The following is a 9,636-nucleotide window of genomic DNA, read 5'->3' as shown; positions in this document are numbered from 1 at the left end:
ATTGATCCATCGGTAGCCCTGATGGAATTGACCATTGACGCCAATTACTCACGTGATCGGCGGCTTTTTTTGGCCCACGAGTTGCATCACGCGCAATTGAAAATCCAAGAGATAACCGTCGACTTAGCATCGGCTCAAGAGGAAATAGCGCGCCTTAACCAAGTCGTGACAGATTTGCAGGGTGATGAGAATTCACCTGCTGATACGAAGGAGATTGAATAATGGCTTATGAAAGGGGTGTCAGGGCAGATTACACGGTCGGCACAATCACATTGGTATCGGGGAGTAAGAACTTCACCACAACAGGGGCTTCATTGATCACCGCCACTATTGGCCGTGGCGATACGATTATGACCGCTGATGGCCGTGTGCTGATTATCAACGAAATTACCGGTCAGAATTCAGGTACTTTACTCTATCCTTGCCCTGTTGGTGTTGGTGGCACCAATCTACCCCTATGCATCCGCTTTCAGTCCTCTGCATCGGCTGCTCCTGCTGCTATTCGCGATCTTATCGCTCGCTGGGGCATGAGCGGAAATATCGATGCGCTTGCCGGATTGAAAACACTAAAAGATACACTGGCTTTTTTCACCGGTTCTGGCACTGCGGATGTGACTGCTTTAACCGAATGGGCGCGGACTTTGTTGGCGGCTGCAAATGGCGGTAAAGGTTATGCGAGTTTAGGAGAAATACCGAATGGGCAATTGCCAGCAAGGCTTAAAGCAAATGGCGGTGTAGCAATTTCTGACCCAAATACAGTCACAGAAAATGGGTGGTACAGGGTTAGCGGAAATTCACCTAATATGCCTGAAACATCCACTATGTTATTATTACACGCTGCATGGTCTTCAACACAGTGCAGACAGATTGCACTCAGACACTCTAGTAATGCCATGTATGAGCGCTTTAGGGCTGCCGCTGGCTGGTCTGCATGGCATAGGATATATTCATCAGCCAATATCTTAAATTCTGTTTCACAAGTAGATGGAACGCCAACGGGCGGTGTTATTCAGCGTGGTAACAATGCTAACGGCGAATTTGTCAGGTTAGCGGACGGCACGCAGATTTGCACACAAACAATTATGGCAGGCGTCACTACTGCTACTGTTGGTCCGCTATTTATGACACCGGGCATAACTTGGACTTTCCCAGCCTCCTTTGTCTCTCGACCTGTTGTTGTTGGTTCCTGTTACAAAGTTTCAGGTGGTGGTGTTACGATGCTGGGGGGGCCGCTAGGCAACGCCACGGCAACAGCTGTGAGTAATGTTCGCGGAGTTTCAACTCATGTCGATAGTGATACTGAATTGTTCTTAGTTGCTGATGGAAGGTGGTTTTAATGTTTAAAATAACTTTATCACCTCAATTTTCAGATCAGATTTTAAAAATCGAAAAACGCGGAAGTGTTTTGACTATCGGAAATAAGTCTTGCGATTTTGAGCAATTGGCAGACGGTAGCGAGATACCTGCGGAAGCTATCGAGAACGATTGCATTGTCGGAGGCATTACAAAGACCAATGGCATTGTGAATGTAACTGTCTTGATGCCTTACAGCGACGTGGTGTCTTACAGCAACGCGGATGCACCGGAGCGTATACGATTCCCAGAGCCGATTATGATGATTGATGATGGTGAGATCATCTTTAATGAAAAGGTAGCGGCCGATGATTGATTTTTCCAAAGTAATCACAAAGGAAATGAAGGTTGCAGAACACCGAAAGCAGCTGGAGGGCTTGATAGATATTGAACGCGACCGCCGTATCAATGGCGGTTTTACGTTTCAAGGTGTGTTCTATCAAAGCCGTCCGCAGGATCGTGAAAACATTGCCGGTGCCGCTGTGGCCGCACTTGCTGCAATCTCAGCTGGTGCAGCAGTCAATGATTACCGTTGGCATGGTGGTGATGTTGATTTTCAATGGATTGCAGAAGACAATACGCTGCATCTGATGGATGCGCAGACGATGTTTGCCTTTGGGCAAGCCGCAATGGCACATAAGCAGGCGATGATTTTCGCAGCGCGTTCACTCAAAGATATGGCTGAAATTCCAGCAGATTTTGCTGATGATCAATATTGGCCAGCATGACCCCATTTTATTCTGATTATTCAGCCCGCCCGTAAGGCGGTTTTTTTCTTTCGAAAAGGAACAATCGTGATTGCTAAGGGTTCATCTTTGAGGAGGTGCCCTTATGAGCAGTTTTGAATTTGAATCCGTTTACAATGGTTCTGTCGTTCTAATCACAATCGGCGTTGTATTGATTGTATTTTTTGCATGGCAATGGCGCCGCCGTTACCGGTCTCGAAAACAGCGGCCAAAATAGGTTCCTGACTTATCCACGTCACGGTACGGCGTGGTAAAATCATAGAGTTGGAATCTCACTAAAAAAATATGCCTCGCTTTTGCGGGGCTTTTTCTTACCGAAAGGAAATGACATGACACGACGCATTAACGCGGCGGGGCTTTTGCACATCCAAAAATGGGAAGGTAAACGCCTGACAGCCTATCAGGATATGGCGGGTATCTGGACGATTGGATATGGCCACACATCAGCCGCCGGTGCACCCAAGGTGGTGGCAGGCATGAAAATCAATGATCAGGAAGCTGATCGTATCCTGCGTGCTGATCTGGCGAAGTTTGAAAAGCGTGTATCTGATCTGGTTAAAGTGCCTCTGAACGATAACCAATATGCAGCACTTGTTTCGTTCGATTTCAACACCGGTGCACTTCATAAATCCACTTTGCTCAAAAAACTGAACACCGGTGATTATAGTGCTGTGCCGGCAGAACTGATGAAGTGGGTGAATGCTGGCGGGAAGCGTGTACAGGGGCTGGTTAACCGTCGCGCAGCAGAGGCAGGGCTTTGGGTTAAGGGGGATTTCGTTTCCTCAAACTACGTTTCCCCTGAACAAAAGAAAGACACTTTGCTTAAGCCAGAGTTGATTGCCTCAGCTGGTGGCTTGCTTTCAGGGCTTGGCGGTATGGCGGCCGGATCATCGCCAATCCAATGGGCGCTTGCCATTATCATGGTCGGGGCTTTTGGTATCGGTGTTTATTTCCTGATCAAACGCATGCAGGAACAATCTGCATGAGGCTCACATTTCAACATATCACCGGCGCGATTATAGGAGGGGCAGTTTCAGGCCTCTTTTTTTATGCGCTTGGGGTTCATGACGGCAAACATCAGGCAGCGCTTAAAGCTGCCGAAGCCGTCAGTCAAGCTTTCCAGAATAGGGCAGGTATCAATGAGACAATCAACAATATGGATGCTGTGCATCTCTGTCTTGAGCTTGGCGGGATGCGCGACCAGTGCGGGCAATTGCGCGGGCTGGCAGAAGATCAGCCTTAAGCCTGAAACGGCTGTCTTTGTAGCGAGTAATGACGCACAGGCTGGCAAAGGGATTGCCGGTCACAATGCATATGGAAATAAAGCGGGATGTTGGTAAAAAATGCTGGATACCGAACCCGACCTGAGAGCGCGTTTAAGCGCAATGGAGCATGGCCTTACCGATATGGTTCCCAGAATTACTGCTTTAGAGCAGTGGCAGCGCCAATCTGAAATTGCAGGTGCCAGGACAGATGAGAAATGGAAGAACGTGGACAGGCGGTTTGATGATCTGGACAAAAAGATCGAGAAAGTGAGTGGCATCCTGTCTAAAATTATGTGGCTGGTTATCAGTGGTTTGATTATGGCGTTTGTGGCTTTTGTAATCGGTGGCGGTTTGAAACCATTGTAAAATGGTTGAGGCCGCCCAAGAGCCAGAGTTGAGGGGATGACTATCAATGGTAGCTATCATTTTACAGTTTTGACTTTGCCATCATTGAATATGACATGCATTTTTTCTTTACAGCACTAATTTTTTTGATGAGGAAACAGCAGAAATTTGTGAGGAGTACTAACATAAAGGCAATAAATTTAGGTAATTGTAGTTAAAACAGTGAAAATGGCAGTAATAAATAGCTAATATCAGTGCTATAGGAATAAATTTAAATATTAATTAATTAATTAATATGAGCAAATCACGTCTTTCATTAAAGTGATATGTTTTGAATATATCATCACGGGTAGTTCAAATTTTATCGAATGATAGGGCGTTAAAATGAATGATTCTACATCCTCAATTAAAGTGTTGACTTATGGTACATATGATATTTTCCACTTTGGCCATGTTAATATTCTTAGGCGCGCTAAAGAGCTAGGCGATAAATTGATCGTCGGGGTATCTACAGATGATTTTAATGAGCTAAAAGGTAAAAAATCACTTTTTAGTTTTGAAGAACGAAAATTGATAGTTGAATCTTCTAAATACGTAGATTTTGTCATACCAGAAAAATGTTGGGAACAAAAAATTGAAGATGTTAAGCGTTATAATATATCTATATTGGTGATGGGGAATGACTGGATGGGGCAATTTGACTTTTTAAAACCACATTGCGAGGTCGTCTATTTGGATAGAACACCAATAATATCAACTTCATATTACAAAACCGCCATGTCGGCTATATCATGTTAAAAATTAATCATACGTATGAACGCGTTATTAGCAGTTTTCATTGATTTATGTTCGATTGCAGTAGTCTTGTCGTCTAAAATGTTTTATGGGGGTGGAAGGATCAATAAAATGTTCTCTTACGCGTCCATAGAGCGGATATATAAAAAACAACCTTCCCTTATCGCCGTAATTGAATGCCTTTTAGTTGAGGTTGCAGGAGTATTTAATGTCAATTTTGGTTACAGGTGGTGCAGGTTATATAGGTTCACATACCGCAGTCCAATTAATCGAAAGTGGTCATAAAGTTATTATTTATGATAACTTTGAAAATAGTCATCATGAAGCGATACGTAGAATTGAGAAAATAACTGGAGTAAGCCCTACATTAGTGGTGGGAGATATTCGTGATGCAGTTCTAATTCGCAAAACATTAGAAGAAAAAAATTGCGAAGCTGTTATTCATTTTGCCGGCTTGAAGGCTGTAGGAGAATCAACAGAAAAGCCTATTCTCTATTATGATTATAATGTAAATGGCACACTCAAATTATTAGAAGCAATGAATAAAGCTAAGGTGAAAAAGCTTATATTTAGCTCGTCTGCTACTGTTTATGGAACACCGAAATTCCTTCCTTTTACGGAACAACATCCACTCTCAGCAATGAGTCCGTATGGTCGAAGCAAATATATGGTTGAGCAAATTTTGCTTGATCTATTCAATAGCACCCATGATTGGATGATTAGCGTTCTTAGATACTTTAACCCAGTTGGTGCACATGAAAGCGGTTTAATTGGAGAAGATCCTAAGGGTATTCCTAATAATTTAATGCCATTTATTGCACAGGTTGCGTCTGGAAAAAGAGAATATCTTAATATATGGGGTAATGACTATCCTACGCCAGATGGCACTGGTGTGCGTGACTACATACATGTTGAAGATTTAGCTTCAGGGCACATTAGCGCTCTAAATCAATTAAATAAACCGCAATGCGAATTTATTAATTTAGGTACTGGTGCAGGTACTAGTGTCTTAGAAGTTATTCATGCTTTTGAGCGAATTTCAAATCGTAAAATAAATTATAAAATTGCAGATAGGCGACCAGGTGACGTGGCAGAATATTATGCAGATCCAGCATTTGCAAATCAATTGCTAGGATGGAAAGCCGAGAAGGATTTAGAAAAAATATGTAAAGACACATGGAATTGGATAGTTAAAAATCCCCAAGGATATTAATTTATTTTGATAAGTTTAGATGTGAATATTTTATATTTGATTATCTCTAATAGCTAAAAAATTGGAGGAGAGATTGAAATTATCTGTTGTAATTGTTACTTGGAACAATGAAAATTATATTGAGAAAGCGATAAAAAGTTGCATCTGTTCGTCATTCACAACAGAATATGAAGTTCTTGTTGTCTATAACGCTTCTAGCGATAAAACACGTGAAATGATATATCGTACTATAAAAGGACACGAGAATTTATTCACTGTGATAGAAAATGATGAGAACCTTGGATTGGGTGAAGCTCGCAATATGGGCATACGCCACGCAGTGGGTGAATATATTATTTTTCTTGATGGTGATGATTGGTATGAACAAGATGCCATCTTAAAAATTATTGAAGTAATCAAAAATAAAAAGCCAGATTTACTTATTTTCAATTATGTAAAATACCATCCTGATGGTTATTTAGAACAATCACCGACTACATGGTTACTTGAGAATAAATGGAGACGAACTCCATCAGATCGAGCTTTACTTATGAAAAATTTTGGTGTTGCCTGGAATAAAGCTTATAAAAAATCTATCATCAATGATATGGGTTTTAGCTTTCCGAATATCACATATGAAGATATAGTATGGAATGCTTCTTGGATTTCATTGACTGAAAACATATATGTAATTCCTGACAATTTAATCTATTATAGACAACGTACAGGCTCCATATTACGGTCAACGGGAAAACAACATTTTGATACATTAATTCAAAATGAAGGTGTATTAAATCTTTTAAAGAAATATCCATTTTTAATACCTGATTTTGCCAATGCCTTTAGAGGCTATACAGTTAACCAACTGTTCGCAACTTTAGGCGCTTCTGGTCGATTACCTAAAGGATCTAAATCTGAATATATGATTGCATCTATTAAATTAATACGTGAATATGATCAATATATAGACGTGCCTGCTTTTTCACTCCGCGAAAAAGTTGCAGCTACGGGAAGTTTTCCCTTATATAAAGCAGTTGTATTCACAGGAAGAAAATTAAGATATTGGAAAAAAAAATGGGTAGTGAAGTATAACTTAATTTCTAAATTACCTCATACTGCTCGAAAAATTGTGAGCCGTTTCGTTTTTTAAATTTAATTCAATCCAAGTTTCTTTAATATTTGGTAAAGTTCAATTCTTGTATAGATATTAAATAATATATCCCATTATTTTTGATGACATAATCGAGAAGATCAGTCATTTCATTTGAAAATGGTTGCAGAAACTAAATATTGAATCGCAGTGAAAATTATCCCAATAACGTATATTGTAAAATTCCAAGCTCCTCCTAAGAGATGGAGAAGACTTGGAGATTTGTATTAATGACAATCGAAATTCAACGTTTATCTACCTTGAAAAAACAATAGTATTATTAATAAGCTAAAATAATTTAATAGATGACGGCTTAATGTCATTATTATCTTATCTTATTTATATTGCTTATCTCTATTAACTATCCTTATATAAATCAACTATATGTTTTCCAAGCTTTTGCTTCATATTCACTCTATCATTTTCGTAAGATTCCATACGGTTAAATCCATACTTGATGTAATTATTAGATAGGTCATAGCGTTTAAGGTCCATAAATGGAGAGCCTAAATCAATGACCGATCCTTGTTTAATGTCATAGTATGATTCATCTTTCTTATAGAGGCCTGTACTACCCATTCTAGCCGCTAATAGATGAGGGTGAAAACGTGCTGTCACCATTACGTCCCCTCGTCGGACTGGTAGTGGCTTCATTACTAAGTCTTTCATCTGAACTGTTTTTATATTTGGAAACTTACCTTTTAAAGCCGGCAAGCATTCTAGGTCATGACTGGCGCAAGCCCAAAATAAGATTTCATCAAATTGATCAAAAGCAGTAATTGGAGTTCTTTCTAACGCATCATCAATAAACTTTTTTACATGCGGAAAATATGATAAGTGTAGTGTTCTTATTGATGCATCACTAGGTTTTTCCAGCGAACCAATAAAGGTGTCATCTAATCCGTAGAATACTTTCTGTTTATCATCAATTGCATTGGTAATAAATTGCATAGATGGATAATCTCTGCATTCAAAAAAATCGAAGCAATTAATCACTCTTCTTAAATCTTCAACAGCTTCCCCATTAGGTTTATTAACTGGTAGGAAGCCGATCCCCGTTGCTACAAGCTTACAATTATATCGTTCTTTAGTAGCAGCTGCAACTCCCAGTAAAAATGCTGCTTGAGGCCATATATTATTTAAATATCCTCCACCATGTAAGTGAAGTACCTTAACCTTCTCAATTTCTTTCGCCCAAGCTTTATGCTGGGGATAATTTGAGAACCCACCATTGTCAAAAAAATTCAACCCCCGCTTAAGAGATTGCCAAAAATCTTTAGGCCCATTACCTCGCAAGGAATTAAAGGCACTATTATACCTTACACCTTTATATTTATCTGAGAATAAATCAGATAAAACTCTTTTATTGGAGCCATCGACTACGACTTTGTCGAGCATTCCGTTTTGAAGATAAAAGTCCAACCATTTTCGAACCATAAGTTCATCGCCGAAATTTGAAACTCCAGCGCCACCCAGCATATATAGCATTTTTAACCCTATTTATTCAAAACCAAGTTCCAGGAGACATGATTCCTAAGTCTATCAATTGACGATCGTTTTCGTATCGAACACTTATGCCATGTTTATAAAATTCGGGGATATTTTTTTGATTATACATTTTATATTCTACCCCATCACCATAATGCTGTTTTCGTAGCATTTCTTCAGCAGCCTTAACCTCCAAGTCTGATACCATCTTGAAATGAAATAGCGCACCAGTTGGGTTTACTTCGCCGTTATTATGAGCATGATTGAGGGTAAAGGGAAAAGCATCATGTGTCGACATATTATAATGAAAATGTTTTTCCCATTTAATGAATGGTATTTTATTTAGCGATGGAGCTTGGTGTGGTGACTCGTTAAAGTAGAACCTCATTCTTGGCCCTCCCCGAATCCACGTACTCCCACCCCAACTGCTTGTCTGAATGTAACCATCTTTATCAAAGTAAGGGCATATATTAAATGGATTTACCCCACGGCCCAAAACTGTTTCAGAGAGTAACTGATCGCTGTACGCATCGATCATAATTGAATGAAAACATGACCTATTCTCTTCTTCTAAATATGAGGCAAGAGCATTCAGAGATCTCGTCTCCATGTAAGGATAGACTAAGAATTCGTCAGCATCTACCACGACATTCCAATGACCCACACCATGTGTCGTCAATAAGTAATTAATCCATAGCATACCAAATTTTGCATCTTTGTATGATGAAGCGGTATGATAGATCGTTACGTCGTCAAAATTAGAGCAGACTTCCAGTATATCATCATTGGAATCATTGTCTATAATGATAAAATGTTTTACACCAATATTTCTGTAATATTCGAAAAAGAAGGGCATTCTATCTGCTTCGTTTCTTAAGCAGCAAAATAGTAATATATCTTTTTTGGCAATGAGATTTGTATTGTCTTTTATTAATTTTAGAGATTTACCCGCATTTGTATCCTTAATTACTAGTGAGTTGTCAAATTTATACTTGTTGTAATAATTTATTGCTTTACGCAATTTTCTTTTTATGGATTTAAGGTATTGAGATAACATTTTATACATGTTTAAGATCTTTTCACTTAATGATAGTTCTTAATTTTTGCAGATGGCTTCGTTATAAATTTTTGATAATTGTTTCATTCTTGTTTCATAACCATTCAGCGCGTTATTTTCACCTGCATCAATGATATCCACCTTCTTTATTTCACGCACCATACCATTAGTATGGTTATCTGAAATGCTGTTTTTAATATCTGCAATATCATTAATATTAATAATTAATGTGTTTTCATAAGATT

At 39.3% G+C, this 9,636-nt stretch carries 13 protein-coding genes; 10 read left to right on the top strand and 3 right to left on the bottom strand.

What is annotated here, in order from left to right; translation table 11 throughout:
- The 10 genes from ACI0FR_RS15705 to ACI0FR_RS15660 all read left to right on the top strand — a co-directional run.
- Positions 1-222 (top strand): hypothetical protein (locus tag ACI0FR_RS15705; RefSeq protein WP_461667983.1); only part of this gene is annotated, 222 nt, incomplete at its 5' end.
- Positions 222-1,337, top strand: coding sequence for a pyocin knob domain-containing protein (locus ACI0FR_RS15700; protein ID WP_404906898.1), 1,116 nt, complete (start codon positions 222-224; stop codon positions 1,335-1,337). The genes ACI0FR_RS15705 and ACI0FR_RS15700, both read left to right, overlap by 1 nt.
- Positions 1,337-1,669 (top strand): hypothetical protein, encoded by a 333-nt coding sequence (locus ACI0FR_RS15695; protein ID WP_404906900.1) that lies wholly within the window; start codon positions 1,337-1,339, stop codon positions 1,667-1,669. The genes ACI0FR_RS15700 and ACI0FR_RS15695 overlap by 1 nt, the downstream gene beginning before the upstream one ends.
- Positions 1,662-2,081, top strand: coding sequence for a DUF4376 domain-containing protein (locus tag ACI0FR_RS15690; protein ID WP_404906901.1), 420 nt, complete (start codon positions 1,662-1,664; stop codon positions 2,079-2,081). Before ACI0FR_RS15695 ends, ACI0FR_RS15690 begins: the two co-directional genes overlap by 8 nt.
- A 347-nt stretch (positions 2,082-2,428) precedes the next feature.
- Positions 2,429-3,085, top strand: coding sequence for a lysozyme (locus tag ACI0FR_RS15685; protein ID WP_404906903.1), 657 nt, complete (start codon positions 2,429-2,431; stop codon positions 3,083-3,085).
- Positions 3,082-3,342 (top strand): hypothetical protein, encoded by a 261-nt coding sequence (locus ACI0FR_RS15680; RefSeq protein ID WP_404906904.1) that lies wholly within the window; start codon positions 3,082-3,084, stop codon positions 3,340-3,342. The genes ACI0FR_RS15685 and ACI0FR_RS15680 overlap by 4 nt, the downstream gene beginning before the upstream one ends.
- Before the next feature lie 100 nt (positions 3,343-3,442).
- The gene (locus tag ACI0FR_RS15675; protein WP_404906906.1) at positions 3,443-3,730 is read left to right on the top strand and encodes a guided entry of tail-anchored proteins factor 1; all 288 of its coding nucleotides are present in this window, start codon (positions 3,443-3,445) and stop codon (positions 3,728-3,730) included.
- Positions 3,731-4,093: 363 nt separating this feature from the next.
- The gene (gene tagD, locus ACI0FR_RS15670; protein ID WP_404906908.1) at positions 4,094-4,507 is read left to right on the top strand and encodes a glycerol-3-phosphate cytidylyltransferase; all 414 of its coding nucleotides are present in this window, start codon (positions 4,094-4,096) and stop codon (positions 4,505-4,507) included.
- A 205-nt stretch (positions 4,508-4,712) separates the two neighbouring features.
- Positions 4,713-5,717 carry a UDP-glucose 4-epimerase GalE gene (gene galE, locus ACI0FR_RS15665; RefSeq protein ID WP_404906910.1) on the top strand — a complete coding sequence of 335 codons (1,005 nt, stop codon included), beginning with the start codon at positions 4,713-4,715 and terminating at the stop codon, positions 5,715-5,717.
- A 73-nt stretch (positions 5,718-5,790) separates the two neighbouring features.
- A complete protein-coding gene (locus ACI0FR_RS15660; protein WP_461667982.1) occupies positions 5,791-6,846 on the top strand; it encodes a glycosyltransferase family 2 protein in 1,056 nt (351 codons plus the stop codon).
- 357 nt (positions 6,847-7,203) lie between these two features.
- Here the strand turns inward: ACI0FR_RS15660 and ACI0FR_RS15655 are convergent, their stop codons facing one another.
- The 3 genes from ACI0FR_RS15655 to ACI0FR_RS15645 form a co-directional block, all read right to left on the bottom strand.
- On the bottom strand, positions 7,204-8,325 hold the full coding sequence (locus ACI0FR_RS15655; protein ID WP_461667981.1) for a polysaccharide pyruvyl transferase family protein: 1,122 nt from the start codon (positions 8,323-8,325) through the stop codon (positions 7,204-7,206).
- A 25-nt stretch (positions 8,326-8,350) separates the two neighbouring features.
- Positions 8,351-9,400, bottom strand: a complete 1,050-nt coding sequence (locus ACI0FR_RS15650; protein WP_461667980.1) for a glycosyltransferase family 2 protein — start codon at positions 9,398-9,400, stop codon at positions 8,351-8,353.
- A gap of 30 nt (positions 9,401-9,430) precedes the next feature.
- A partial coding sequence (locus ACI0FR_RS15645; RefSeq protein WP_461667979.1) for a hypothetical protein occupies positions 9,431-9,636 on the bottom strand: 206 nt, incomplete at its 5' end.

The sequence above is a fragment of the Paenochrobactrum sp. BZR 201-1 genome, from assembly GCF_044987585.2.
Classification (GTDB): domain Bacteria; phylum Pseudomonadota; class Alphaproteobacteria; order Rhizobiales; family Rhizobiaceae; genus Paenochrobactrum; species Paenochrobactrum pullorum.
This window is presented reverse-complemented; position numbering and strand designations above follow the sequence as displayed.